The organism is Streptomyces sp. SBT349, from assembly GCF_001083795.1.
GTDB lineage: Bacteria > Actinomycetota > Actinomycetes > Streptomycetales > Streptomycetaceae > Streptomyces.
Genome location: NZ_LAVK01000082.1, coordinates 1 through 24,482 on the forward strand (window position 1 = coordinate 1; position 24,482 = coordinate 24,482).

25 protein-coding genes and 1 pseudogene are annotated in these 24,482 nt (G+C 73.3%); 18 read left to right on the forward strand and 8 right to left on the reverse strand.

The genetic code is table 11. From position 1 onward, the window contains the following. Positions 1 to 540: pseudogene (locus ADY01_RS12935) on the reverse strand (regulator); the annotation flags it as partial. 241 nt (positions 541 to 781) lie between these two features. Here ADY01_RS12935 and lipB point away from each other — a divergent pair. The 4 genes from lipB to ADY01_RS12955 all read left to right on the forward strand — a co-directional run bounded on the left by lipB (position 782) and on the right by ADY01_RS12955 (position 3,699). Beyond that, positions 782 to 1,576, forward strand: a complete 795-nt coding sequence (gene lipB, locus ADY01_RS12940) for a lipoyl(octanoyl) transferase LipB (protein ID WP_049571077.1) — start codon at positions 782 to 784, stop codon at positions 1,574 to 1,576. Between the two features lie 80 nt (positions 1,577 to 1,656). Further along, the gene (gene lipA / locus ADY01_RS12945; protein ID WP_049571080.1) at positions 1,657 to 2,598 is read left to right on the forward strand and encodes a lipoyl synthase; all 942 of its coding nucleotides are present in this window, start codon (positions 1,657 to 1,659) and stop codon (positions 2,596 to 2,598) included. A 97-nt stretch (positions 2,599 to 2,695) separates the two neighbouring features. Next, entirely contained in the window at positions 2,696 to 2,914 is a 219-nt protein-coding gene (locus tag ADY01_RS12950; RefSeq protein ID WP_049571083.1) for a hypothetical protein, read from the forward strand. A gap of 77 nt (positions 2,915 to 2,991) precedes the next feature. Then, positions 2,992 to 3,699: a DUF4191 domain-containing protein gene (locus tag ADY01_RS12955; RefSeq protein WP_049571086.1), complete on the forward strand. Its 708-nt coding sequence runs from the start codon at positions 2,992 to 2,994 to the stop codon at positions 3,697 to 3,699. A gap of 75 nt (positions 3,700 to 3,774) precedes the next feature. Here the strand turns inward: ADY01_RS12955 and ADY01_RS12960 are convergent, their stop codons facing one another. Beyond that, the gene (locus ADY01_RS12960) at positions 3,775 to 4,242 is read right to left on the reverse strand and encodes an RDD family protein (RefSeq protein WP_078900253.1); all 468 of its coding nucleotides are present in this window, start codon (positions 4,240 to 4,242) and stop codon (positions 3,775 to 3,777) included. Positions 4,243 to 4,442: 200 nt separating this feature from the next. Between ADY01_RS12960 and glnA the strand changes: the two genes are divergently transcribed. Beyond that, on the forward strand, positions 4,443 to 5,858 hold the full coding sequence (gene glnA, locus ADY01_RS12965; RefSeq protein ID WP_049571090.1) for a type I glutamate--ammonia ligase: 1,416 nt from the start codon (positions 4,443 to 4,445) through the stop codon (positions 5,856 to 5,858). Positions 5,859 to 5,988: 130 nt separating this feature from the next. Next, on the forward strand, positions 5,989 to 6,834 hold the full coding sequence (locus ADY01_RS12970) for an oxidoreductase (RefSeq protein ID WP_049571094.1): 846 nt from the start codon (positions 5,989 to 5,991) through the stop codon (positions 6,832 to 6,834). A gap of 24 nt (positions 6,835 to 6,858) precedes the next feature. On the opposite strand, the gene ADY01_RS38095 is transcribed toward ADY01_RS12970, so the two are convergent. Continuing rightward, positions 6,859 to 7,257, reverse strand: coding sequence for a hypothetical protein (locus ADY01_RS38095; RefSeq protein ID WP_159001177.1), 399 nt, complete (start codon positions 7,255 to 7,257; stop codon positions 6,859 to 6,861). 135 nt (positions 7,258 to 7,392) lie between these two features. Here ADY01_RS38095 and ADY01_RS12980 point away from each other — a divergent pair, with 135 nt between their 5' ends. From ADY01_RS12980 to ADY01_RS12990, 3 genes are read left to right on the forward strand one after another with little or no spacing between them, the layout of a single operon-like run. Continuing rightward, positions 7,393 to 7,902, forward strand: coding sequence for a 2Fe-2S iron-sulfur cluster-binding protein (locus ADY01_RS12980; protein ID WP_049571099.1), 510 nt, complete (start codon positions 7,393 to 7,395; stop codon positions 7,900 to 7,902). Further along, entirely contained in the window at positions 7,899 to 8,945 is a 1,047-nt protein-coding gene (locus ADY01_RS12985; RefSeq protein ID WP_049571103.1) for an FAD binding domain-containing protein, read from the forward strand. The genes ADY01_RS12980 and ADY01_RS12985 overlap by 4 nt, the downstream gene beginning before the upstream one ends. Further along, positions 8,942 to 11,038, forward strand: a complete 2,097-nt coding sequence (locus ADY01_RS12990; RefSeq protein ID WP_049571106.1) for a xanthine dehydrogenase family protein molybdopterin-binding subunit — start codon at positions 8,942 to 8,944, stop codon at positions 11,036 to 11,038. Before ADY01_RS12985 ends, ADY01_RS12990 begins: the two co-directional genes overlap by 4 nt. Positions 11,039 to 11,062: 24 nt before the next feature. On the opposite strand, the gene ADY01_RS12995 is transcribed toward ADY01_RS12990, so the two are convergent. Then, positions 11,063 to 11,602 carry a DUF4396 domain-containing protein gene (locus tag ADY01_RS12995; protein ID WP_063784213.1) on the reverse strand — a complete coding sequence of 180 codons (540 nt, stop codon included), beginning with the start codon at positions 11,600 to 11,602 and terminating at the stop codon, positions 11,063 to 11,065. 229 nt (positions 11,603 to 11,831) lie between these two features. Between ADY01_RS12995 and rsgA the strand changes: the two genes are divergently transcribed. Next, complete coding sequence (gene rsgA, locus ADY01_RS13000) at positions 11,832 to 12,899, forward strand: ribosome small subunit-dependent GTPase A (protein WP_049571110.1); 1,068 nt, start codon at positions 11,832 to 11,834, stop codon at positions 12,897 to 12,899. Positions 12,900 to 13,009: 110 nt separating this feature from the next. On the opposite strand, the gene ADY01_RS13005 is transcribed toward rsgA, so the two are convergent. Beyond that, positions 13,010 to 13,471, reverse strand: coding sequence for an SPW repeat protein (locus ADY01_RS13005; RefSeq protein ID WP_049571118.1), 462 nt, complete (start codon positions 13,469 to 13,471; stop codon positions 13,010 to 13,012). A 112-nt stretch (positions 13,472 to 13,583) separates the two neighbouring features. Between ADY01_RS13005 and ADY01_RS13010 the strand changes: the two genes are divergently transcribed. The 3 genes from ADY01_RS13010 to ADY01_RS13020 all read left to right on the forward strand — a co-directional run bounded on the left by ADY01_RS13010 (position 13,584) and on the right by ADY01_RS13020 (position 15,801). After that, positions 13,584 to 14,186: a hypothetical protein gene (locus tag ADY01_RS13010; RefSeq protein ID WP_049571121.1), complete on the forward strand. Its 603-nt coding sequence runs from the start codon at positions 13,584 to 13,586 to the stop codon at positions 14,184 to 14,186. A 185-nt stretch (positions 14,187 to 14,371) separates the two neighbouring features. Next, positions 14,372 to 14,770 (forward strand): DUF2795 domain-containing protein, encoded by a 399-nt coding sequence (locus ADY01_RS13015; protein ID WP_049571124.1) that lies wholly within the window; start codon positions 14,372 to 14,374, stop codon positions 14,768 to 14,770. 89 nt (positions 14,771 to 14,859) lie between these two features. Further along, entirely contained in the window at positions 14,860 to 15,801 is a 942-nt protein-coding gene (locus ADY01_RS13020) for a bifunctional helix-turn-helix transcriptional regulator/GNAT family N-acetyltransferase (RefSeq protein ID WP_049571126.1), read from the forward strand. An 87-nt stretch (positions 15,802 to 15,888) separates the two neighbouring features. Here the strand turns inward: ADY01_RS13020 and ADY01_RS13025 are convergent, their stop codons facing one another. Then, entirely contained in the window at positions 15,889 to 16,782 is an 894-nt protein-coding gene (locus ADY01_RS13025) for a Gfo/Idh/MocA family protein (protein ID WP_049571131.1), read from the reverse strand. A 168-nt stretch (positions 16,783 to 16,950) separates the two neighbouring features. On the opposite strand from ADY01_RS13025, the gene ADY01_RS13030 reads away from it, so the two are divergent. Both ADY01_RS13030 and ADY01_RS13035 read left to right on the forward strand, forming a co-directional pair. Further along, positions 16,951 to 18,240, forward strand: coding sequence for a sensor histidine kinase (locus ADY01_RS13030; protein WP_049571133.1), 1,290 nt, complete (start codon positions 16,951 to 16,953; stop codon positions 18,238 to 18,240). Between the two features lie 101 nt (positions 18,241 to 18,341). Further along, complete coding sequence (locus ADY01_RS13035; protein ID WP_049571135.1) at positions 18,342 to 18,989, forward strand: LuxR C-terminal-related transcriptional regulator; 648 nt, start codon at positions 18,342 to 18,344, stop codon at positions 18,987 to 18,989. 154 nt (positions 18,990 to 19,143) lie between these two features. Here the strand turns inward: ADY01_RS13035 and ADY01_RS13040 are convergent, their stop codons facing one another. Next, positions 19,144 to 19,671: a GNAT family N-acetyltransferase gene (locus tag ADY01_RS13040; RefSeq protein ID WP_049571139.1), complete on the reverse strand. Its 528-nt coding sequence runs from the start codon at positions 19,669 to 19,671 to the stop codon at positions 19,144 to 19,146. Positions 19,672 to 19,720: 49 nt separating this feature from the next. Between ADY01_RS13040 and ADY01_RS13045 the strand changes: the two genes are divergently transcribed. Genes ADY01_RS13045 through ADY01_RS13055 form a run of 3 tightly spaced genes read left to right on the forward strand, consistent with a single transcriptional unit; the run spans position 19,721 to position 22,969 of the window. Beyond that, a complete protein-coding gene (locus ADY01_RS13045) occupies positions 19,721 to 20,293 on the forward strand; it encodes a helix-turn-helix domain-containing protein (protein ID WP_049571144.1) in 573 nt (190 codons plus the stop codon). A gap of 46 nt (positions 20,294 to 20,339) precedes the next feature. Continuing rightward, positions 20,340 to 22,277 (forward strand): hypothetical protein, encoded by a 1,938-nt coding sequence (locus ADY01_RS13050; protein WP_159001178.1) that lies wholly within the window; start codon positions 20,340 to 20,342, stop codon positions 22,275 to 22,277. Between the two features lie 56 nt (positions 22,278 to 22,333). Beyond that, the gene (locus tag ADY01_RS13055) at positions 22,334 to 22,969 is read left to right on the forward strand and encodes a hypothetical protein (protein ID WP_159001179.1); all 636 of its coding nucleotides are present in this window, start codon (positions 22,334 to 22,336) and stop codon (positions 22,967 to 22,969) included. A gap of 68 nt (positions 22,970 to 23,037) precedes the next feature. On the opposite strand, the gene ADY01_RS13060 is transcribed toward ADY01_RS13055, so the two are convergent. Further along, on the reverse strand, positions 23,038 to 24,414 hold the full coding sequence (locus tag ADY01_RS13060; RefSeq protein WP_049571154.1) for an alpha-amylase: 1,377 nt from the start codon (positions 24,412 to 24,414) through the stop codon (positions 23,038 to 23,040). Positions 24,415 to 24,482 lie beyond the last annotated feature (68 nt).

Consider the following 24,482-nt stretch of genomic DNA (forward strand, 5'->3'; position numbering starts at 1 on the left):
GTAGTCCACCGCACACGAGACCGGCCGCGCCCCGCCCGGGCCCTTTCCGGGCGGGGCGCGGCCTGTCGGGTCGGGGCGCCCGATGAGCCAGTCCCGGCTGGGCACCACGAGCCCGGCGGGGGTGAAGGCGATCTTGCGGAGCTCGGCGTAGCTGCCGGAGTCCTTGCGCCACAGGCCGGCCACGATGTCCACCGCCTCGGCGGGGCTCGCGGCGAACTCCAGGCCCGCGTAGACGGGGGCACACGCCTCCAGGCCGAGGTCCTGGGCGGACAGCCTGCGGCCGAGCCGCCGGGTGAACACCTCGGCGATCAGGGCCGGGGTGGTGCCGCGTGGCCGCTGGCCGCGGAGCCAGCGGGTGACCGACGTCTTGTCGTACCTGAGGTCGAGGCCGTGTTCGAGGCCGAGCTGGTCAACGCGCCGGGCGAGCCCGGCGTGGGAGAACCCGGCCTCGGAGATGAGCGCGGCGAGCTGTCGGTTCGGGGTACGCGGTGCTGTGGCGGACTGCGGGGAGGGCGGGCCTCCGGGTCGTTCCGTGGACATCGGCGATGCGGTCTCCTGCCTTACGGCTGTGCGGCTGGAACGGCGTGAATGTAACGGTCCTGACCGGTTTCGTCGGCTCCTCGACGGAGGATTCATCCATATGTGTGAGCCGGAGCCCCTCGGAGCAGCGGAGCGGTCCGGCCTTACAGTGGACCCGAGAGAGAGCAGGTGTACGAACCGTCCCTCCGGAGCACCCTTCGGAGTGCGCCGTACACGCACCAAGGCCAAAGGAGCCGCGGCAGTGAGTGAGCTGCGCTTTGTCCATCTGGGCTTCGGCGCCGGAGCCGTCGAATACCACGCGGCCTGGCAGGAACAGCGCCGCGTCCACACCGCCAGATTCGCCGACGAGATCCCCGACACCTGTCTGCTCCTGGAGCACCAGGCCGTGTACACCGCGGGGCGGCGCACGGAGGACAGCGAGCGCCCCCTCGACGGGACCCCGGTCGTGGACGTGGACCGGGGCGGGAAGATCACCTGGCACGGGCCGGGGCAGCTGGTCGGCTACCCGATCCTCAAGCTGCCGCGCCCGGTGGACGTGGTGGCGCACGTGCGGCGCATCGAGGAGGCGGTGATCCGCACCTGCGCCGACTTCGGCCTGGAGACGACGCGCGTGGAGGGCCGCAGCGGGGTGTGGGTGCTGGGCGACACGGTGGAGGACCGGGCGGCGGGCCACCGTGCGCTGGGCGGCCTCTCGCTGGACTTCGACCCCAGGCTGCACGACGAGGAGTTCGACGCGCGCCTGTGCGGCCCCGAGTACGCGCCCTCCAACGCCGGCCAGCGCAACGAGGACCGCAAGCTGTGCGCGATCGGCATCCGGGTCGCCAAGGGCGTGACGATGCACGGCTTCGCCCTCGGCTGCAACCCGGACAACACCTCGTTCGACCGCATCGTGCCCTGCGGCATCAGGGACGCCGGGGTGACGTCCCTCTCGCAGGAGCTCGGCAGGGACATCCCGATCGCCGAGGTGCTCCCGGTCGTGGAGAAGCACCTGACCGAGACGCTGGCGGCCTCGCTGCCGCTGCCCCGCGCGGTGTGAGCCAGACGGCCATCGGGACCGTGCAAGCGCAAGGCGTACGCTGGTGTTCGCCAACGAATCGAAAGCGGTAGGAGGCGGACGTGTCCGCTGTGGCACCCGACGGTCGCAAGATGCTGCGCCTTGAGGCCAGGAACAGCCAGACCCCCATCGAACGCAAGCCCGAGTGGATCAAGACCCGGGCGACGATGGGTCCCGAGTACCGGGAGCTGCACGGCCTCGTGAAACGCGAGGGGCTGCACACCGTCTGCCAGGAGGCCGGCTGCCCCAACATCTTCGAGTGCTGGGAGGACCGGGAGGCGACGTTCCTCATCGGTGGCGAACAGTGCACGCGGCGCTGCGACTTCTGCCAGATCGACACGGGGAAACCGGCCGCGTTCGACCGCGACGAGCCGCGCAGGGTCGCGGAGTCGGTGCGGCAGATGGAGCTCAGGTACGCGACCATCACCGGCGTCGCGCGCGACGACCTGCCCGACGGCGGCGCCTGGCTCTACGCCGAGACGGTCCGCCGGATCCACGGGCTGATGCCGGACACCGGCGTGGAGCTGCTGATCCCCGACTTCAACGCCGTCCCCGAGCAGCTGGCCGAGGTCTTCTCCTCCCGGCCCGAGGTGCTCGCGCACAACGTGGAGACGGTGCCGCGGATCTTCCGCCGCATCCGCCCGGCGTTCCGCTACGAGCGCTCCCTCGAAGTGCTGACCCGGGCCCGCGCGGACGGCCTGGTCACCAAGTCGAACCTGATCCTGGGCCTGGGCGAGACCCGCGAGGAGGTCGGCACCGCGCTGCGCGACCTGCACGCCGCCGGGTGCGAGCTGATCACCATCACGCAGTACCTCAGGCCCACGCCGCGGCACCACCCGGTGGAGCGCTGGGTGAGGCCCGAGGAGTTCGTGGAGCTGCGCGAGGAGGCCGAGGAGATCGGCTACGCGGGCGTGCTGTCCGGGCCGCTGGTGCGTTCCTCGTACCGGGCCGGGCGGCTCTACCAGCAGGCGATCGCGCGGCGCTCCGGCGCGCACGCCGCCTGAGCGTCGTCCGGGTGTGACCCCCGGGTCATGGACCGGTAACACTGTTCGATAACAATAGGGGCACGTTGTTCGACCGCCCTGGGGAGGGGAAACGGCCATGCAGTTCGCCAGTTCGGCGCGGCCCAGTATGACCGGCACGCTGCGCGCGCTGGAGGGGGTGCTGCTGCGCGGGGGACGGCGCACGGCGCTGCGGAACGCGTGGGCGGCCGTGGAGGAGGACCGCGTCCGGGCTGCCGCCCGCAGGGACGCGGAGCGCGCCCTGGCGGCCGTGGCGGACCGCGCCCGGCCGGCGGCGCTGCCCTCGACGCCCTCCTGACGGCCGACGCGGCGGGGAGCCCGCTCCGCCACCGACCCGGGGGGCCGGAGGCGCGGGCGGCCCCGTAGACTGCGGGCATGGCGCGGAAGGACACGGCACAGGATTCCGAGAACCCGGGTCGGCTGAAGCAGATCGGCCTGACCTACAAGATGACCAGGCGGGCCGATCGCTGGATCGGCTGGGTCATCTCGGGAGTTGGGCTCGGCACGTTCGCCGTCGTCCTGGGCATCGGCTTCCTCATCGGGCACCCGATCTACCTCGGCATCCTCGGCTTCCTCGTGGCGCTGCTGACCACGGCGATCGTCTTCGGGCGCCGGGCCGAGCGCGCGGCGTTCAGCCAGATGGAGGGCCAGGCGGGAGCCGCGGCGGCCGTTCTGGAGAACGTGCGGCGCGGCATCGTCTTCACCCCGGCCGTCGCCGTCAACAAGAGCCAGGACGTGGTCCACCGGGCCGTCGGCAAGTGCGGCGTGGTCCTGGTCGGCGAGGGCAACCCGAACCGGGTGAAGGGCCTCATCGCGGCCGAGAAGCGCCGGATGAACCGCGTGGTCTCGGACGTCCCGGTGCACGACGTGATCGTGGGCAAGGGCGAGGGCCAGGTGGAGTTGAAGAAGCTGCGCTCGACCATCCTCAAGTTCCCGCGGGTCCTGGCGGGCCCGCGCGTGACCGAGGTGAACGACCGGCTGCGCGCCATGGGCGACCTGATGAGCAACATGCCGCTCCCGAAGGGGCCCATGCCCAAGGGCATGCGGATGCCGAAGGGGAACGCGCAGCGCCGCGGCAGGTGATCGACCGTCGGCAGGTGATCGACCGCCGGGGGATGTACGCAGGAGTGGGCGCCGCGGTGCGGCGCCCACCGCACCCTAGACGCGGATCTGGACGGCTCCCGAGAACCGGTCGTGGAGGCCGCGGGTGTCGCGGTCCCAGACCAGCGCCGGGATCAGCAGACCCAGGAGCAGGGTCCGCAGCACGGCGCGGGCGAAGGGCAGCCGCCCCCCGTTCAGCGCGATGACGCGGAGTCCCAGGAGACGCTTGCCCGGGGTCATGCCCTGCGTCCCCACGGCGAGCGCCGCCATGACGACGAAGACGACGAGCGTCCAGTTGCTGGCACTGGCGGCCTGGCGGTCCGCGATCAGACCGTATGCGATCAGTGCGCACATGCCCCAGTCGAGAAGGATGGCCACGACGCGCCTGCCGAGGGGCGCGATCGAGCCGGGGCCCGTTTCCGGGAGGCCGAGGCCCTGGCCCCGATAACCGACGTCCACGCCCATGTCCTCGCCCGCCGCACCGGGGCCGGGGAGCCGTGAGCTGTTTGCCTGCCGCTTGTCCACACCACCACGGTAGCGCGGTCACCCGGCCGGTGGGTCGGCGGTATCGACGGAGAAGTCCGGTTAACAGTGGCGAAACAAATGGGTCATGCTTGAGAAATGGCGTGTCCTTAGGGTCGGCCCCGGCAGGCCCACGCACTGGGCTATCCCCGAGCTGCGCGCTCCCGCACCCGACGCACGGGCCGGGACTAGGAGGACACCGGATGTTCCAGAACGCCGACGAGATCAATCAGTACATCGCGGACAACGACGTCAAGTTCATCGACGTCCGTTTCTGCGACCTGCCGGGCATCATGCAGCACGTGACCGTGCCGGTCGACAGTTTCGACCCGACGGCCAGCCTGATGTTCGATGGTTCGTCGATCCGTGGCTTCCAGGCCATCCACGAGTCCGACATGGCGCTCGTCCCGGATCTGTCGACGTCGCGCGTGGACCCGTTCCGCAAGGACTCGACCATCAATATCAACTTCTTCATCCACGACCCGATCACGGGCGAGGCGTACAGCCGCGACCCGCGGAACGTGGCGAAGAAGGCCGAGGCCTACCTCGCGTCCTCCGGCATCGCCGACACCGCGTACTTCGGCCCCGAGGCCGAGTTCTACGTGTTCGACGACGTGCGGTTCGAGACCAAGTCGAACGCCGGCTACTACTACATCGACTCCGAGGCCGGCGCCTGGAACACGGGCGCGATCGAGGAGGGCGGCAACCGCGGCTACAAGGTCCGTTACAAGGGTGGGTACTTCCCGGCTCCCCCGGTGGACCACTTCGCCGACCTGCGCGCGGAGATCTCCCTCGAACTGATCAAGGCGGGCCTCAAGGTCGAGCGGCAGCACCACGAGGTCGGCACCGCGGGCCAGGCCGAGATCAACTACCAGTTCAACACGCTGCTGGCCGCGGCCGACGACCTGATGCTCTTCAAGTACATCGTGAAGAACGTCGCCTGGCGCAACGGCAAGACCGCCACGTTCATGCCCAAGCCGATCTTCGGTGACAACGGCTCCGGCATGCACGTCCACCAGTCGCTCTGGCAGGGCGGCTCGCCGCTGTTCTACGACGAGCAGGGCTACGCGGGCCTGTCCGACACCGCCCGGTACTACATCGGCGGCATCCTCAAGCACGCGCCGTCGCTGCTGGCGTTCACCAACCCGACGGTGAACTCCTACCACCGCCTGGTGCCCGGCTTCGAGGCCCCGGTGAACCTGGTGTACTCGCAGCGGAACCGCTCCGCCGCGATGCGGATCCCGATCACCGGCTCGAACCCGAAGGCCAAGCGCGTCGAGTTCCGCGCGCCCGACCCGTCCTCGAACCCGTACCTGGCGTTCTCCGCGCTGATGCTCGCGGGGCTCGACGGCATCAAGAACAAGATCGAGCCGGCCGAGCCGATCGACAAGGACCTGTACGAGCTGGCCCCCGAGGAGCACGCCGAGCTCCCGCAGGTCCCGACCTCCCTCCCGGCGGTGCTGGAGGCCCTGGAGGCGGACAACGAGTACCTCCTGGCGGGCGGCGTCTTCACGTCCGACCTGATCGAGACGTGGGTCGACTTCAAGCGGGAGAAGGAGATCGCCCCGATGCAGCTCCGTCCCCACCCGCACGAGTTCGAGCTGTACTTCGACGTGTAGGCCCGTGACGCGGACCGAGCGGCGGGGACGTTTCGTCCCCGCCGCTCGGCGCGTCCGGGGGAGGAACGGGGCGGGTCGGGGCATGATCACCAGTCGCGGGCGGGGGTCACGCACGACGGAAGGAACGGGCATGTACGACTCGGAGGGCTCCCCCGTCTGGCTCATCACCGGCTGCTCGCGCGGCATCGGCCGCGCGCTGGCCGAGGCGGTGCCCGCGGGTGGCCGGCGGCTGCTGGCGACGGCTCGGCGCCCCGAGACGCTGAGCGGTCTGGTGGAGCGGTACGGCGGCCTGGTGCGCCCGTTCGCCCTCGATGTGACGGACGCGGAGGGGGCCGGGCGCGCGGTGCGGGCGGCGGTGGACACGTTCGGCAGGCTCGACGTGGTCGTCAACAACGCCGGGTACGCCAACAGCGCGGCCATCGAGGAGACGCCGGAGGCGGACTTCAGGGCGCAGATCGAGGCGAACCTGTTCGGCGTCGTGAACGTCACCAAGGCCGCGATCCCCGTCTTCCGCGCGCGGCGCGCGGGCCACTTCGTGCAGTTCTCCTCGATCGGCGGGCGGGTCGGCGGCACGCCGGGGATGGGCGCCTACCAGACGGCGAAGTTCGGGGTGGAGGGGTTCTCCGAGGTGCTGGCGGCCGAGATGCGGCCGCTGGGCGTGAAGGTGACGATCGTCGAGCCGGGCAACTTCCGCACCGACTGGTCGGGTTCCTCCATGCGGGTCCCCGAGCCGGGGCCCGACTACGACGGGACGGTGGGCGAGATGAACCGCTTCCGCCAGGCCAACCTCGGCAGGCAGCCGGGGGATCCGGCGCGCGCCGCCGAGGTCGTCATGGACCTCGTCGAGCTGGACGAGCCGCCGCTGCGCATGGTGCTCGGCGACGACGCGGTGCGGCTCGCCGAGACGTCGGGGCGGGCCCGCCTGGAGGAGCTGGCGCGGTGGGCCGACCTGAGCAGGTCCACGGCGTTCGCGTAGCCGCCCGTCCCCGAGCCCGGGGCGTCAGGAGGCCGACGCGCGGGGGCGGGGGGCGTGGGTGCGGGCGTCGGCGGCGCAGCCGTCGCACAGCGCCGATATCCAGCTGCCGTGCTGGCCGCCGCGGAAACGGGGGCGGCCCCCGGCTCCGCACATCTCGCAGGTCCGCCCGGCGGCCGTCTCGGCGGCGTCGGTCAGCTCGGCGGCTGCGTCAGCCCAATGGCCGTCGAAGTACCCGTGGTCGTCGAAGCGGTCGGCGACGCTGATCCGCAGCCCGCCGAGGCTGCGCTCGCAGGTCTCGATCCGGTAGTCCGCCGCGAGGGCGAGGAGCCGGCGGTGCAGCGCGTCGAGGAGGGCGGCCCAGCCGGGGCCGACGGTGTCGGCCCAGGCGGGGAGCTGCCGGTGGTCCATGGGCGTGCCAGTCATGAACCCCATCCTGGCGGGTGGGTCTGACAATCGCCTCCGGCCGCGGGCCCCGGCCGCGCGTGGCCACGCCCGGAGTGCCGTTCGTCCCGTTTTCACCCAGGATGGGGCCATCACCATCCGGAGGAGAGCGGAGCCATGGAAGCCACCATCACCCTGTCCGTGGACGGCGAGGAGCGGTCGGTGTCGCTCGACACCAGGACGTCGCTGCTGGACGCGCTGCGCGAGCGCCTGGGGGTCTTCACGCCCAAGAAGGGCTGCGACCACGGCCAGTGCGGGGCCTGCACCGTTCTGGTCGACGGTCGCCGGGTCACGTCGTGCCTGCTGCTCGCGGTGACGCAGGACGGCGCCTCGGTCGTCACGGCCGGCGGCCTCGGCACGGAGCCGGAGGGCGAGCCGCTGCGGCGGGCGTTCCTGGACCACGACGGCTTCCAGTGCGGCTACTGCACGCCGGGGCAGGTCTGTTCGGCGGCCGGGATGCTGCGCGAGGCGCGGGCCGGCCACGCCAGCCATGTGACCGCCGACCTGTCGGCGGCGACGGTGGAGCTCGACGACGCGGAGATCAGGGAGCGCATGAGCGGCAACCTCTGCCGGTGCGGCGCCTATCCGAACATCGTGGCGGCCATCAGGGAGGTGGCGGCGCGGTGAACCCGTTCGACTACGAGCGGGCGGCGGACGCCCCGGCCGCCGTCGCCCTGGTGGCCCGCCGCTCGGGCGCCTCGTTCCTGGCGGGCGGCACCAACCTGGTGGACCACATGCGCCTGGGCATCGCGAGCCCCGATCTGCTGGTGGATGTCTCGCGGCTGCCGTTCGACGCGATCGAACGCCTGCCGGACGGGGGCCTGCGGATCGGCGCCGCCGTCCGCAACAGCGACCTCGCGGCCGACCCGCTGGTCAGGCAGCGGTACCCGGTGCTGGCCGCCGCGCTGCTCGCGGGCGCCTCGCCGCAGCTGCGCAACCTGGCCACCACCGCGGGGAACCTGCTCCAGCGCACCCGTTGCGCGTACTTCCAGGACACCACCACCCCGTGCAACAAGCGCTCCCCCGGCTCCGGGTGCTCCGCCGTGGACGGGAACAACCGCAACCACGCGATCCTCGGCGCCTCGGACAGCTGCGTGGCGGTGCACCCCTCGGACCTGGCCGTGGCGCTGACCGCGCTGGACGCGCGGGTCAGGGTGCTCGGCCCCGGGGGTGAACGGACCATCCCGCTCACGTCGTTCCACCGGCTGCCGGGCGAGACGCCGGAGCGGGACACGGTGCTCGAACACGGCGAGCTGATCACGGCCGTCGACGTTCCGCCGCTGGCCATGGCCGCGCGGTCGGCCTACCGCAAGGTCCGCGACCGGGCGTCCTACGCGTTCGCCCTGGTGTCGGTGGCGGCGGCGCTCTCGGTCAAGGACGGGACGGTGGTGGACGCGCGGGTCGCGCTGGGCGGGGTGGCGCACAAGCCGTGGCGCGCGGTGGAGGCCGAGTTCACGCTGCGCGGGGCGCCGGCCACCGAGGACACCTTCCGCGCCGCCGCCGACGCCGAGCTGGGCGGCGCCCGCCCGCTGCCGGACAACGCGTTCAAGGTGCCCATGGCCAGGAACGCGATCGTCGCCGTGCTGCGGTCCCTGGCCGGGCACGAGCCCAGGACCGAGGCCAGGACCGACCCCGGGGCCGAGCCCGGGACCGAGGGAGGCGCGCGATGACCGGTGTGGCGGAACGGGCGATCGGGGCCCCGCTGGAGCGGCGCGACGGCCCGGCGAAGGTCACCGGGCGGGCGGCGTACGCCTACGAGCAGCCGGTGGTCGACCCGCTCTACCTCTTCCCGCTGGAGGCGGCCGTCGCCCGCGGCCGGATCACCTCCATCGACACCTCGGAGGCGGAGGCGGTCGACGGCGTGGTGCTCGTTCTCACGCACCGCAACGCGCCGCGGCTGGCGCCCGACGCGGACCGGGAGCTGTGGGTCTGCCAGGACGAGGAGATCCACTTCCGCAACCAGTTCATCGGCGCGGTCGTCGCCGAGACCTCGGAGGCAGCCCGGCAGGCGGCGGGCCTGGTGCGGGTCGCCTACGAGGAGGACGCCCACGACGTCGTGCTCCGCGCCGACCATCCGGGCCTCTACGCGCCGGAGACCGTGAACGCGGGGATCGCCACCGACAGCATCTTCGGCGATGTGGAACGGGCCCTGGCCGAGGCGGAGGTGACGGTCGACCAGACGTACACCACGCCGATGGAGCACCACAATCCGATGGAGCCGCACACCACGGTCGCCGCCTTCCACGGCGAGGACGGCTCGGGCCGCTTCACGCTGCACGACTCCAACCAGGGCGCGACCATGATCCAGAGCCTGCTGGCACCGGCGCTGGGCGTCGACCCGTCCCGGCTGCGGATCATCTCCCCGTACGTCGGCGGCGCGTTCGGGTCCAAGGCGCAGCCGCACCCGCATGTGATGCTCGCCGTGCTGGCGGCGCAGCTGACGGGCGGGCGGGCGGTGAAGTGCGCGCTGACCAGGCGGCAGACGTTCACCCAGGCGAGCCACCGCTCCCCCTCCATCCAGCGGGTCCGGCTGGGCGCCGACCGTCAGGGGCGGCTGAGCGCGCTCGCGCACGGGTCGATCGCGCAGACCGCGCGGTTCAAGGAGTTCGTGGAGCAGACGACCTTCGCCACCCGTTCCATGTACGCGGCGGAGCACCGGGCGACGACGCACCGCGCGGTCGCGCTCGACGTCTCGGTGCCCGGCATCTACCGGGCGCCGGGCGAGACGCCCGGGTTCTTCGCGCTGGAGTCGGCGATGGACGAGCTGGCCCTCGCCTGCCGTCTGGACCCGATCGAGCTCCGCGTCCGCAACGAGCCGACAAGCGACCCCGAGTCGGGGCTGCCGTTCTCCACGCGCGCGTACGTGGCGTGCCTGCGCGAGGGCGCCCGCCGCTTCAGGTGGGAGGGCCGCGACCCCGAGCCGGGGGTCAGGCGCTCCGGGGACTGGCTGATCGGCACGGGCGTGTCCGGCTGCGTCTATCCGGCGTACTTCCTGCGGGGCGGCAGCCAGGCGGCGGTGGAGGCGCTGCCGGACGGGCGGTACCGGGTGGAGCTGGCGGCCTCCGACATCGGCACCGGCGCCTGGACGGCGCTCGCGCAGATCGCGGCGGACGCGCTGACCGTGCCGGTGGCCGATGTCGACATGGCGATCGGCGACTCGGCGCTGCCCCCGGCGACGCTGGCCGGGGGCTCGATGGGCCTGACGCACTGGGGCACCGCGATCACCGAGGCGGCGCGGGTGTTCAGGGAGCGGTACGGGAACGGCCCCTCCCCGGGCGATCGCGTGGTCGCGACCGAGCCGGAGAACCCGCACGTGGGGAAGGTGAGCATGCACGCGTTCGGCGCGCAGTTCGCCGAGGTGCGGGTCAACGCGGACACCGGGGAGGTCCGGGTCTCGCGCATGCTCGGCGTCTACGACCTGGGGCGCGTGGTGAACCCGCGCACCACCAGGTCGCAGCTGATCGGCGGCATGATCATGGGGATGTCGATGGCGCTGCACGAGGAGAGCGTGGTGGACCCGCGGTTCGGCCATGTCGTCAACTGCGACCTGGCGCAGTACCACATCCCGACCCACGCCGACGTGGAGGAGATCGAGGCGGTCTGGCTGGACGGGTTCGACTCCTGCTACAACCCGATGGGCGCCAAGGGGGTCGGCGAGACCGGGATCGTGGGCGTGGCCGCGGCCCTGGCGAACGCCGCCCACCACGCGACGGGGATCCGGGTGCGCGCGCTGCCGCTGACGCCGGACCGGTTCCTGCGCTGAGGCGGCCGGCGCCGGGCCGGCCGTTCAGTGGTCGCCGTGGTGCCGGTGGTGCCCGTCGTCCTCGGCGTCCCCGTGGTCCCCGTGGCCCCCGTGGCCCCCGCCGTGGAAACGGTGGACCACGGCGTGGCCCTTGCCCCGGCCGATCAGCCAGCGGTTGACCGGGGTGGTGACCACGAAGGCCACGGCCAGGGCAAAGGCGAGGGCGCCCCAGAACAGCCCGTCGGCCAACTCCGCCTCCATGGCGCCGGGCACCACGAGCAGCACGCCGTTGTCCACGGCTTCCATGACGGCGATGGAGACGGTGTCGGCCGCCAGCGCCACCCCGATCGCGGCCCGCAGCCCGAGCCCGGCCCGGGTCACGGCGAGGAGGGTGAGGGCGTAGCCGAAGAAGAACGCGAGCGCGATGGCGAGCACCAGCGTCGGCGCGTTCCCCCAGGCGAGGCCGGTGCCGATGGCCATCCCGAGGACCTCGCCGATGGCGCAGCCGGTGAGACAGTGCAGCGTCGCCTTGACGGCCATGGCCCAGCGGACCGGGACCGGGGACGGGTGAGTGGCATCGTTCATGGGTCCACCATACCCCCGAGGGGTATCTTGGGGGAGGCGTCCGCCCCGTGCTAGCCTGTCCCCGCCACGCGGCCCCTCAGCCGCCGCGTACGAGACCTCGGGAGGTGAGACCGATGGCTGTCGAGAAGACCGCTGCCCTGCGCAGCGCCCGGACCATCCTCTCGTCCCGGGCCCCGGTCTGACCCCTTCTCCGTCAGGCGGGGCTCCTTTCCGCAAAGGGTCTCTACCAGTGCATTCCTCTCCGTCTCCCGCCACCGGCCTGTCCGCGTACGGCTGGGACGACTCCCTCGACGACGCCTTCGCCGGGCACCGCGCCACCGGGCTGCTCCCCGCCCGCGTGGTCCGCGTGGACCGCGGCCAGTGCGACATCGTCACCGACGACGGCCCGGCCAGGGCCGTCACCGAACACGGCCTCGACCCGGTCACCGGCGACTGGGCCGCCCTGCGCCCCGCGGACGAACGGGACGGGCCGCGGCTCGTCGCGTTGCTCCCCCGCCGCACGGCCATCGTCAGGGCCTCCTCCGCCCGCCACTCCCGCGGCCAGGCCCTGGCCGCCAACGTCGACACCGTGATCGTCGCCGTCTCGCTCGCCGACCCCCTGGACGCGGGACGCGTCGAACGCCTGCTCGCGCTCGCCTGGGAGAGCGGCGCCCGGCCGGTGGTGGCGCTCACCAAGGCCGACCGCGCGGCCGACCCGGGCGAGGCAATCGCCGAGGCCGCGGCGCTCGCGCCCGGCGTGGACACGGTGGCCACCAGCGCCCTCACCGGCGAGGGCGTCGACGACCTGGCCGGGGCGCTCGGCGGCACGGTCGTGCTGCTCGGCGTCTCGGGCGCGGGCAAGTCCACGCTGGCCAACGCGCTGCTCGGCGAGGAGCGGTTCGCCACGGGCGCGGTGCGCGAGGTGGACGGCAAGGGGCGCCACACCACCGTGTGGCGCGAGATGAGCCCGTTGCCGGGCGGCGGCGTGCTCATCGACACCCCGGGACTGCGGGGCGTCGGGCTCCACGACGCGACCGAGGGGATCGAGCAGGTCTTCGGCGAGATCGAGGAGCTGGCCCGCGACTGCCGGTTCGGCGACTGCGCGCACGAGACCGAGCCCGGCTGCGCGATCCTGGCGGCGATCGAGTCGGGCGAGCTGCCGGCCCGCCGGCTGGCGAGCTACCGCAAGCTGCTGCGCGAGAACGCGTGGGCCGCCTCCCGCACCGACGCCCGGGTGCGGGCGGAGATCGCGGGCCGGTGGAAGTCCATCAAGCGGACCCAGCGCGCCGCCTACCGTTTCCGCGACCGCCAGCGGTAACGGCCGCCCCCGCGCGCGACGCGCAGCGGGCCGTCGAGAAAGCCCGTGGGGACGCACCGGCCGGGCCGAGCGTCCCCACGGGTTCGCGCGGCACGCCGCGCTCGCTGCGCTCAGGAGCTCATCTCACGGTGCACCGACCGCCGGGCGGCCAGCGCCGTGGCGGCGCATGCCAGTCCGAGGGCACAGATGATGGCGCCGATGATGATGTTGTTGACGATCACTCCCGCGTCGGCTCCCTGACCGGAGATCCAGGGCGAGACGATCAGCCACACGCCGATCGCGATGATCGCGTGGCTCATGCCGTACATCCGCTCGGGGGCCCGGCCGAAGCCGAGGGCCAGCAGGGCGACGGCGATGCCCGTGATCAGGTTGTTGACGGCGACCTCGGGGTGCGTGCCGTTGAAGTGCACGATCCACGGGGAGATGGCCGCGTACAGGCCGGCCAGGAACAGCGGCCCGTCGAAGAGCACCACGTCACGCTGGCCCAGAACACGGGAGTAGCGGTCGCGCATCTCCCTCTCGTCGGGGTGGCCGGAGAGGTCGCCCCGCTGGCGCTGTGAGACGTCGGACATACGACTAGCCTCCTTCTGATTCGCAGACTTTCATCCCATTAGAGCGCAATGCACCATTTGGGTCATCCGGAGAGCTCGACGACGGGGAGAAAGTCTGAGTAATCTGAAATACATGATTACCGAGGCACAGAACGAGGAGCTGCGCGGCTGGTTCGCCGGGCGGCTGCCCGAGGGGCTGTTCAGCGAGCTGGTCGAGGTGACGGCCGACCGCGAGGAGATCACGGTCATCGGCCGGGTCCCCGAGCCCGCGCCGGCCGAGGGGGCGTCCCCGGCCGAGCGGGAGGCGGCGCGCGAGGGCCGCGTCCAGGAGTTCAGGGAACGCACGCGCGCCGACCGCATGGCCGTGGCGCGCGACGCCGAGCGGCGGTTCGGCAGAAAGGTGTCCTGGGGCGTGCGGTGCGGAGACACGTCGACGCTCTATACGCACGTCGCCGCCCCGGTGATGACGCGGCTGCGCCAGCCGGAGCGGCAGGTGCTCGACACGCTCATCGCCGCCGGGGTGGCGCGCAGCCGCAGCGAGGCGCTGGCCTGGTGCGTGCGGCTCGTCGGGCAGAACGCGGACGGCTGGCTGGCCGAGCTGCGCGCGTCCCTGGCACAGGTCCAGCGGGTGCGCGCGCAGGGCCCGGACTCCGGCGGGACGGTGGACGCCGAGGGAGAGGGAGAAGGAAGGGGAGAGAGCGGGGCCGAGGGCGAAACGCCTTCCGGGCAGGGCTGAGGCCCCGGACGCGGAACCCCTGAACCTCCCGCGCCCGGGGCCCTTGGAGCCCCCATCACGGCCGCTCGCTCGGCCGAGGCGCGGGTTCCCCACCGCGACACGGCCAAACTCCCCCGCCGGGACAGTCGTGTCGCGGCCCTGCCGCTGGGTACCCGGGGGACTCCGCGAGACAAGGAGGATCCGCCATGCGACAGCGGGGCAGCAACCGTCTCAACGTGCACCGCGACGACGAGATGAAGCACGAGCTCCAGGGCATGCTGCGGGGCGACCACCCGACCAGGGCGGAGGACTGGCGCGACCCCGAGCCCCCGGCCGACGACGACCCGGAGCTGGCCGACGGCCCGGTGCCGCCCAGGGGTGGCATGGACGCGGAGGAGTCCGAGCGGGAGGCGTTCCGCTTCGACCTCGCCCGCCATCTGCGCCGGAGCGAGTTCCCGGCCACCCGCCGCGAGATCCTGCTCACGCTCTTCGAGACGCACGCGTCCGAGAGCCTGGTCGAGGCCGTACGGGAACTGCCGCCGGGCACGAGCTACCGGAATGTGCAGGAGGTGGCCGACGTCCTCGGCCGCAAGCCGCGCTCCTGAGGTCGGGCCTGACGCCGGGTCCTGAGGCCGGGTCCTGGCGCCGACCGGACCCGTTGACACCCGCGAACCGCATACGTTTGACTGAGTCAATGAATTCCTCGGCGAACGAAACGGTCGCGCGTGTCCGCGAGTTCAACCGCGACTACACCCGGCTCATCGGCGCTCTCGACTACGAGCACCGCCTCGGCACGCCCCACTCGCTGCCCGAGGCCAGGGTGCTGTACGAGCTGGCGCTGGCCGAGCGGACGCCGGTGGCGCGGCTGCGCCGGGACCTCGACATGGACCCGGGGCAGCTCAGCCGCCTGCTGGCCCGCGCCGAGGGCGAGGGGCTCGTGTCCCGCGAACGGGACCCGGCCGACTCGCGGCGCCAGCTGGTGCGCCTCACCGGCGCGGGGCGGGAGGCGGCGGCGCTCCTGGATACCAGGTCGGCGGCGGCGATCGGCGCGCTGGTCGAGACGTTGTCCGAGGGCGACAGGGCGCGGCTGATCGCCGCGCTGACCACCGTGGAACGGCTCCTGGGCCGCTCCCCGACGCCCGCCGCCTTCCGGCTCCGCCCGCCGGGGCCGGGCGACCTGGGCTGGGTGATCCAGCGCCACGGCGCGCTCTACCCGGCCGAGTACGGGTGGAACGACGCGTTCGAGGCGCTGGTGGCCGATGTCGTCGCGCGGTACGCGCGCCACCACGATCCGGCCCGCGAGGTGGTGTGGATCGCCGAGCACGACGGCGCGCCGGTCGGCTCGGTCTTCTGCGTCGCCGAGGAGGACGCCCCGAAGACGGCCAGGCTGCGCCTCCTGCTGGTCGAGCCGCACGCCCGCGGCCTCGGGATCGGCCGGGCGCTGGTGACGGCCTGCGTGCGTTTCGCCGAGGAGGCCGGCTACCGGGAGATGGTCCTGTGGACGAACGACGTGCTCACCAGCGCCCGCCGCCTCTACCAGGAGGCGGGCTTCACGCTGGAGTCCAGCGCGCCCCACACGCTGTTCGGCCGCGAGGAGACGGGTCAGACCTGGCGCCTGACGCTGGGCGCGGGCTGACGCGAGGAGCCCCCCGCCCACCCGACCGGCTGGAGCCCGTGCGGGCGGGTGGGGCCGCGTCGCCCCCCGCAAGGGGGCGGCGCGGGGTCAGAGCGGCTTCAGGGTGTCGAGCGCCGTCTCCGCGCGGGAGAGGATCTCCGTCACCCGCAGCCCGAAGTGCACGTCGCACGGGTGCGGTTCCCCGGTGCGGACGGACGCGAGCAGCGCGTCGAAGGCCCGCATGAACGGGCGGACCGCGCCGCCGTCGCCCCGTTCGGGCAGCGTCGAGATCCCGGCCGAGCCCCGCAGTTCGGCCGTCACCGACGACGCCTGCGGCGGCACCGTGTGCGTCAGCGTCAACGCGCTGGACGCGCCCGACGCGTGGCGCAGCACCACATGCACCATGTCGCCCGGGCCCCTGGCCGCCGTCACGCCCGTGACCTCGCCCAGCGGGGGCAGCAGCAGCGACAGCGTGTGCGGGCCCACGTCCCACAGCGCGCCGCGCTCCTTGCGCCAGGTCGAGTCCGCGTAGGGGCTGTCCGAGCCGCCGAAGACCGGCGAGAACCAGTCGGCGCGCCCGGTCACCCAGCCGTCCGTCGCGCTCTGGGCCGCGACCCACGCCGCGGTCTCGGGGGCGAACCGCAGGGTGAAGAAGACCACCGAGGAGACGCCGGCCGCCGTCACCGCCCCGGCCAGTTCCCTGGCCGCGATCACGGAGGTGGCCACCGGCTTGTCCAGCAGCAGGTGGCAGCCGGCCGCCGCGGCCCGCACCGCCAGCGGCGCCTGGACGTCGGGCGGCAGCGCGAACGCCACCGCCTCGCAGTCGGCGAACAGCGCGTCCGCGCTCTCGTACGCCTGGGTGTCGAGGCCCTCGGCCAGCTCCGCCGCGGCCTCGGGTCGCCGGCCCCAGACGCCGACGAGCTCCGCCTCCGGGTGCTCCATCAGGGCCGGGCCCTGGGTCACCCGCGCCCACGGGCCGGTGCCGAGCAGACCGATTCTCATAGTTCGGCGCCTCTCTCCTGATCGGATGGTCAGCTGATCCTAAGGGTCCAATGCGAGGTGAGCGGGGTGTACCCAGGTACACCCCCGCCCGGGCCGCCACCCCCGTGACTCCCGGCGCCGGGAGGCAGCAGACTGTGAGCAGCATTCGTGAACGAGGAAGGTCGTCGGATGAACGCGCAACGGGTACGGGACGCCGCGCTGGCGGGCGCTCAGGGGCTGCTGGTGTCGCTGCTCAGCGTGGGTGTCTCTCTTCTGCTGTTCATCCTCTTCGTCGTCTCGACCGTGTTCGTGGTCCTGGGCATCGGCTTCTTCACCACGCCGGTGATCGTCGACGCCATCCGCGCCCACGCGAACCAGCGCCGCGTCCTCGCCGCCAGCTGGTGCGGGGTCACCATCCCGGCCGGCGGTCACCGCCCCGAGCCGGGCGGCCCCCGCCCCGGGCTGGCCGGTCAGGTCGAACGCACCGTGCACATGCTCAAGGACCCGGCGACCTGGCGGGACGCGGGCTGGCTCTTCATCGACGCCGTCGCCGGCTTCATCACCGCGATCCTCCCCGCCGGCCTGGTGCTGTACGGGGCGGAGAGCCTGGTGCTGCTGGCCGGCGTCTGGAAGCCGATCGTGAGCGGGGGCGGCGCCTACTGGTACGGCTTCGTGCCGATCGACTCCTGGTTCACCGCGTTCCTCGCGGCCCTGACCGGCCTGGTGTACGCCGGGGTCGGCCTGAGGTACGGCCGCCAGTTGCTCCGCCTCCACTTCCTGATGACCCGCGTGTTCATCGGCGCCTCCGAGAAGCGCCTGCTGGCCCAGCGCGTCGCCCGCCTCACCGAGACCCGCCACGACGCGCTGGACAACTCGGCGGCCGAGCTGCGCCGCATCGAACGTGATCTGCACGACGGCGCGCAGGCCAGGCTCGTCGCCATGGGCATGAGCCTGGGCACGGTCGAGGCGCTGATCGAGAAGGACCCGGAGCAGGCCAAGCGGCTGCTGGCCCAGGCCAGGGAGAACTCGGCGGAGGCCCTGTCCGAGCTGCGCGACCTGGTGCGCGGGATCCACCCGCCGGTGCTGGCCGAGCGCGGCCTCGGCGACGCCGCACGGGCGCTGGCGCTGCGCATGCAGCTGCCGGTGGAGGTGGACGTCGAGCTGCCCGGCCGCCTGGAGGAGCCGGTGGAGTCGGCCGCGTACTTCGCGATCAGCGAGATCCTGACCAACGCCGCCAAGCACGCCGAGGCGGAACGGGCCTGGCTCGACATCTACTACAGCCGCGAGGACAGGACCCTGCGCATCGCGATCACCGACAACGGCCGCGGCGGCGCCACCCCCGAGGGGGGCAGCGGGCTGCGCGGTCTCGAACGGCGTCTCGGCGCGTTCGACGGGGTCCTGGCCGTCAGCAGCCCGGTCGGCGGCCCCACGCTGATCACCATCGAGATCCCCTGCGCCGAGGCCCCCAGCCTCCACTGACGGCGGACGGGGCGCCGGTCCGGCCCGCGCTTCTGTCCGCCGTGGTGCCGCGCGGCTAGGCTGAACGCACCCGCCGTGTACAGAAAGATACGGAGACCCCCGTGCGCGTTGTCCTCGCCGAAGACCTCTTCCTGCTCCGGGACGGTCTGGTCCGGCTGCTGGAGGCTCACGACTTCCAGATCGCCGCCGCGGTGGACAACGGTCCCGGCCTCAGCCGGGCGCTGGCCGACCTCAAGCCGGACGTGGCGGTCGTCGACGTCCGGCTGCCCCCCTCGTTCACGGACGAGGGCCTCCAGTGCGCGCTCCAGGCCCGCCGCGAGCAGCCGGGGCTGCCGGTACTGGTGCTGTCGCAGCACGTCGAGCAGCTGTACGCACGGGAGTTGCTGGCCGACGGCAAGGGCGGCGTCGGCTATCTGCTGAAGGACCGGGTGTTCGACGCGGAGCAGTTCGTCGACGCGGTGCGCCGGGTGGCCGCCGGCGGCACGGCCATGGACCCGCAGGTCATCCAGCAGCTCCTGGCCCAGCACGGCGGGCACAACTCCCCGCTGGAGCGGCTGACTCCGCGCGAGGTCGAGGTCATCGAGCTGATGGCGCAGGGCCGGTCGAACGCGGCCATCGCGGAGCGGCTGGTGGTGACGGAGCGGGCGGTCGCCAAGCACACGTCCAACATCTTCACCAAGCTCGGCCTGCCCCCCTCCGACGACGACAACCGCCGCGTGCTGGCGGTCCTGGCGTACCTGGAGCGCTAGGCGCTGCGCTGCGCCGGGGCCGTTGGTGACGCGGGTGGGGGGCCGGGGTGGCGCGCACCGCGCGCCGCCCGGGCCGCTGCCCGCGAGGGCGCGGCGGGGACGCTCGGTGGACAACAGACGCTTTGACCACGCTCGTTCGGCCGGGGCGGGGCGTTCAGGCCGTGCCGTCCGCGGCCGCCAGGTCCCGTTGCAGGAGAACGGTGTCGAGCCAGCGGTCGTGCTTGCGGCCGACGGCGGTCAGGCGGCCCGCCTCCGTGAAGCCGAAGCGACGGTGGAGCGCGATCGAGGTGGCGCCGCCGGGGTCGGCGACGACCGCGACCACCGTGCGCACCCCCGCCTCGGCGCAACGGGCCAGGAGCGCGTCGAGCAGCGCCGCGCCCAGGCCCCTGCCGGTGCGGTCGGGGGCGAGGTAGACGGTGTCCTCGACCGTGTGCCGGTAGGCGGGCTTGGGCCGCCAGGGCCCCGCGTACGCGTAGCCGGCGACCTCCCCCGCCTCCTCGGCGACCAGGAACGGCAGTCCCCGGTCGGTGAGTTCCTCAAGCCGCCGGTGCCAGGCGGGGAGGGGCTGCGGGATCTCCTCGAAGGTGGCGACCGTGTGGCGGACGTAGTGGGCGCTGATCTCGGCCACGGCCGCCAGGTCGCCCGGGAGCGCCGGGCGGATCACCGGCTCGGGGGCTCGCATGGCATCCACCCTCGTTCTCCATAGTGAAAATTTCTGCCATTATAGAGGAATGCTGGATCTGCTGGCCCTGGGCGGCCGCGTGGAGGCGCTCCGGCGCGAGCGCGGGCTGACCCTCGCGCGGCTCGCCGAGGCGGCCGAGGTGAGCGTGAGCATGCTCTCGTCCGTCGAGCGGGGCCTGAAGGCGCCGACGGTCACCGTCCTCGCCCGCATCGCCGACGGCCTGGGCGTCCCCCTCCCCGCCCTGGTCGCCAGGCCCGAGGACGGCCGCGTCCTCGTGCGCAGGGCCGCCGACCAGGACACCGTCGAGGAGCCGGGCGGGTGGCGGCGGACGATCCTCACCCCGGTCGTGCCGGGGGTGAACTTCGAGTGGATCCGCTCCACCCTGCCGCCGGGGTGCGACGCGGGGGCGTTCCCCGCCTACGCCCCCGGCTCCCACGAGTTCGTGGCCGTCGCCTCGGGAACGCTGCGGCTGACGGTCGCGGGCCAGGTCCTCGACCTCGGCCCCGGCGACTCGGTGTACTTCGCCGCCGACGCGGTCCACGCCTACGCCAACCCCGGTGCGGAGCCCTGCGTCTACCATGTCGCCGCCCTGATCATGCGCTCGCGGGGCCGGGCGCCGTAACCCCGTGCGGGCGGGGCTCGTTCTGGTCGGTGTGTCCTCCAGCGATGTGACTGCTCATGAAGTGAAGCCCTCGATGGGCGTCGGCCAGGCCGAGGCGGCGCTCGTCGAGCACTATCCGCGCCTGGTGCGGCTCGCCTATCTGGTGCTGCCGGTGGCCGTCGCACGCCACCGGCGCGTGCTGGCGGCGCACGCGGTGGTGCAACGGGCGCTCCCGCGCGGGAAGTCGACCGAGGAGGAGGGACCCGCGCTCCCCTCCCCCCGAGAGTCCCCCCGGGAGTCCTCCCGAGAGTCCCTCCGCGAGGGCGACCCCGGCTACGCCTGGCTCCGGGAGCGCGTGCTGCGCACCGCGCTCGACGCGGGCCGCCCGAGCCGGTTCCGCGGGCTGCCGAGGCCGCCCCGGCTACTGCCGCAGGTCGTCGGCCTGCGGCTCTTCCCCCGCTCGGGCGAGTCCGACGAACTCGCCCTGGAGGCACGGCTTCTGGCCGTCACCCCCGCCGCCAGGGCGGCCTACGCGCTGCGCCGCCTCGACGGGCTCGGCGACGCCGCGATCCGCCGCCTGCTGGTCGAGGCCGGGCAGTCGGAGCGCGGCGCCAGGGCCGCGCTCAAGGCCGCCGACGCGCTGCCGGAGACCGCCGCGCTCGCCGACCCCTGCGCGCTCCAGGCCGGGCCCACCGACCTGCTGCGCCGCCGCCAGTACGCCAGGACCGCGCTGTTCGGCGGGGCCGCGCTGGCACTGGCCGCCGGGACGCTGGCGTTCCTTCCCGAGGGCTGGGGTCCCGACGGCGCGGCAGCCCCGCCCTACGCCGCGAACGAGGCCGCCGAGGCCGCGCTCGACCCGAAGGGGCTGCGGCGGATCGCCGAGGACGCCTGGCTCACCTCGGCCCGCGTCGATTTCTCCGTGTGGCCCGCCCGCGGCCCGGGGCTCGACGACACCGGCCTGCTGCGCCGCGCGCTCGCCGTGTGGGCCAGGCCGGGCGACGGCGTGGCGGTCTCCACGACGCCCGGGACGCAGACCGGCCCGGCGCCCGGCCCCGCCCAGCTGCTCTACGCGGGCGAGGTCGGCGGCTCCTCGGTGGTCCTCCTCCACGACGGGCTGCGGCTGGTGCGTTACGCCGAGCCCACCGGGGCGGGCGACGGCGGCGCGGTGCTGGACTTCGCCCGCGTGGACGGGGCCGACCTGGTCGGCGCCTCGGCCGCGGTCCTCAGCCGCGACGACGGCAACACCCGTTATCTGACCGCCCCCTGGGTCTCGGGCGCGGCCTCCTCCGACCTGCTGGACACCACCGGCGCCACCTCGGAGATCGAGGTCTCCGAGGACGGCGTGACGGGCCCGGTGCGCACGCCCGCCGGGGGCGACCAGACGCGCTGCGCCGCCTACCCGGTGCTGGAGGTGACCGCCCAGGGCGCCGAACGGCCCTACCTGATGGCCGACTTGGGCGAGCTGACCCCCGCGCTGCTGACGCAGGGCGCGCCGGGGCGGGAGACCGCCACCGCCTCCGACCCGGCCACCCGCACGCGCTGGGCGCGCATCGCCTGCCACCTGCCCGCCCTCGGCTCGGGCGGCGTACGGGCGGTCAACGCCTGGGAGTTCGCCGCCCAGCAGCTCCCGGACGCCGCCGGGACCGGGGAGTGGGTGTGCACGCGCGGGGAGACCTGGCGCGGCACGGGGAACCGCGCGCTCGCGCAGTTCCTTCCCCCCGTCACCGCGCCGGGCGAGCCGGGCGTCGTGACGGCGGCGTCCGAGGACACCACCGCCTGCGGGCGGCGCGACCCGCGGGTGCTCAGCGGGGTGCTGTGGCGCTCGCCGGCCGAGTCCTGGTACCTGGTGGCGGCGGGGAACGAGGAGATCACCGCGATCGAGGCCGGTGGCGAGGTGACCGGCAGGGTCGAGGGCCGCACCGCCGCCCTTCCCGCCGAGGAGGGCGCGGTGGCCGAGCTGACGGGCGAGCTGGCGGACGGCGGCGAGGTCCGGATGCTCGGCTGACCGCCGGGCGCGACGGATGAGCGGAACCCGGCTGCGGCCGGCCACGTCCGATCAGTATGAGGAAACGAGCATTGCTGGGCGTGATCCCCGCCATGCTGCTGTTCACCGCGTGCGGGGAGGAGGGTGGGACGGATCCCGGGCAGAGCGTGGAGCCGCCCGCCTCCGACCCTCCCTCCGTGCAGATCTACCAGGCATCGGGAACGGTGCTCGAAGCGTCGGAGCACGGCCCCCGGCTGTGCGCGGCGGTGATGGAGTCCCTCCCGCCGCAGTGCGGCGGCGGCGTCGAACTGGCCGGCTGGGACTGGGACGCGGTGGACGCGGAATCGGCACAGGGCACGACCTGGGGAGAATTCGAACTGACAGGAACGTGGGACGGCGAGCGGTTCACGGTCACGGAACCCGCCGCCCCGTTCAGAGGCAGCGGCCCGCACGCGCTGACGCCCGAGGAGCAGGAGCCGGACGACGGTGAACCGGATCCGGCCCTGGCGCCGGAGGAGATGGCGGACATTCAGCAGGCCCTCGCCGAGGACTTCCCCGAGGTGCTGTCGTCGTATCCGGACGACGGCCGGGGCGTGGTCCGCGCCGACGTGGTGCTGGCGACGGACGAGCTGCGGGAGACCGTGGACGAGCGCTTCGGCGAGGGGTCCGTGGTGCTGAGCAGCTGGCTGCGGCCGGTGTCCCCCGAGGAGTGAGGGACACCGGCCCCGGCCGCTGAACGCGCCACCGGTGCGTGGGGGCACCCGGGGCGTGACGCGGCCGGTCAGGAGCAGTCGCGGGCGCCGGTGTGGAGGGCGAGCGCCGTGTCGCCGCCGAGCGTGGCGGTGAAACGGCCACCGCCGTCCACGGTCACCGGCTGCCCGCGCTGCACGTCGCAGTAGGTGCCCGCGGCGAGCGAGGTCTGGAACGTCCCGGTCACGGGCCCCTGTTCGTGGTTGACGACCACGAAGCCCCGGTCGCCGCGGCCGAAGGCGATGGCGTCGTTCCCGTTGTCCCACCAGTCGGTGACCGGCGCTCCCCGCGTGGCGTTGCGGAACGCCACCATGCTGCGGATCTCCGGCCAGGCGTGCTGGCACGTCCAGCCGTCCTGCCAGCAGGCGTTGACCTGGCCGCCCAGGGGCGGCCCGGCGTCGTGGTGGGCGTACTCGTAGCCGGAGTGGACGTCGGGCGAGCCGTAGGGCCAGGCCAGCATGAAGACGTTGGCCAGGGTGTAGGCGGCGCCGTCGGTGCGGTTGAGGGTGGAGCCGTTGCGCTCGGTGTCGTGGTTGTCGACGAAGACGGCGGCCCCGGCGCCGGGCGCGTAGCCCCAGCCCTCGCCGAAGTTGGTGAGGTAGGCCAGGTTCTCGTTCTCGAAGACGCGCTTGAGGTCGCGGCCGTAACGGAACTCCTGCACGTCGCCGTTGCCGGCGTACTCCCCGGGCTGCACCGCCTCGCCCGCGCCGAAGATGACCTCCTGCTTCCAGTAGACCCCCGGGTCGTCCAGGCGGGACCTGATGGCGGCCAGGTCGGCGGCGGCCATGTGCTTGGCCGCGTCGATGCGGAAGCCGGCGACGCCGAGGGAGAGCAGGTCGTTCAGGTAGTCGGCGATGCGCTGCTGGACGGCGGGCGAGCCGGTGTCGAGGTCGGCCAGGCCGACGAGTTCGCACTCCTGGACGGCGTAGCGGTCGCCGTAGTCGTCGCCGATGTCGCGGCGGCAGTCGTGGAAGTCCCCGTCCGTGTAAGGGGCGTCGGGGTAGTCGTACTTGGTGTAGGCGGAGCCGCCGGTGCCGGTGCCCGAGCCCGCGGTCATGTGGTTGATCACCGCGTCGACCACGACGCCGACGCCCGCGTCGCGGCAGGTGGCGACCATGGCCTGGAACTGGGCCCGGTCGCCGAGGCGGCTGTCGATCTCGTAGGACACCGGCTGGTAGTTGGTCCACCACTGGTCGCCCTGGATCTGCTCCTGGGGCGGGGAGACCTGCACGTAGCCGTAGCCGGCGGGGCCGAGGGAGCGGGTGCACTCGGTGGCGACGGAGTCGAAGTTCCAGTTGAACAGGACAGCCGTGACGTCCCGTTCGCCCGGCGGCGCGGCCTGGGCGGCGGGGGGAGTGACGGCGAGGAGCGGCAGGGCCGCGGCGGGGAGCAGCGTGGTGTCTCTTATACAAATCTCCCAGCCCACGAGACTAAAGCGGAAATCGTATGGCGTCTTCTTCTTGGAAAAAAAAAAAA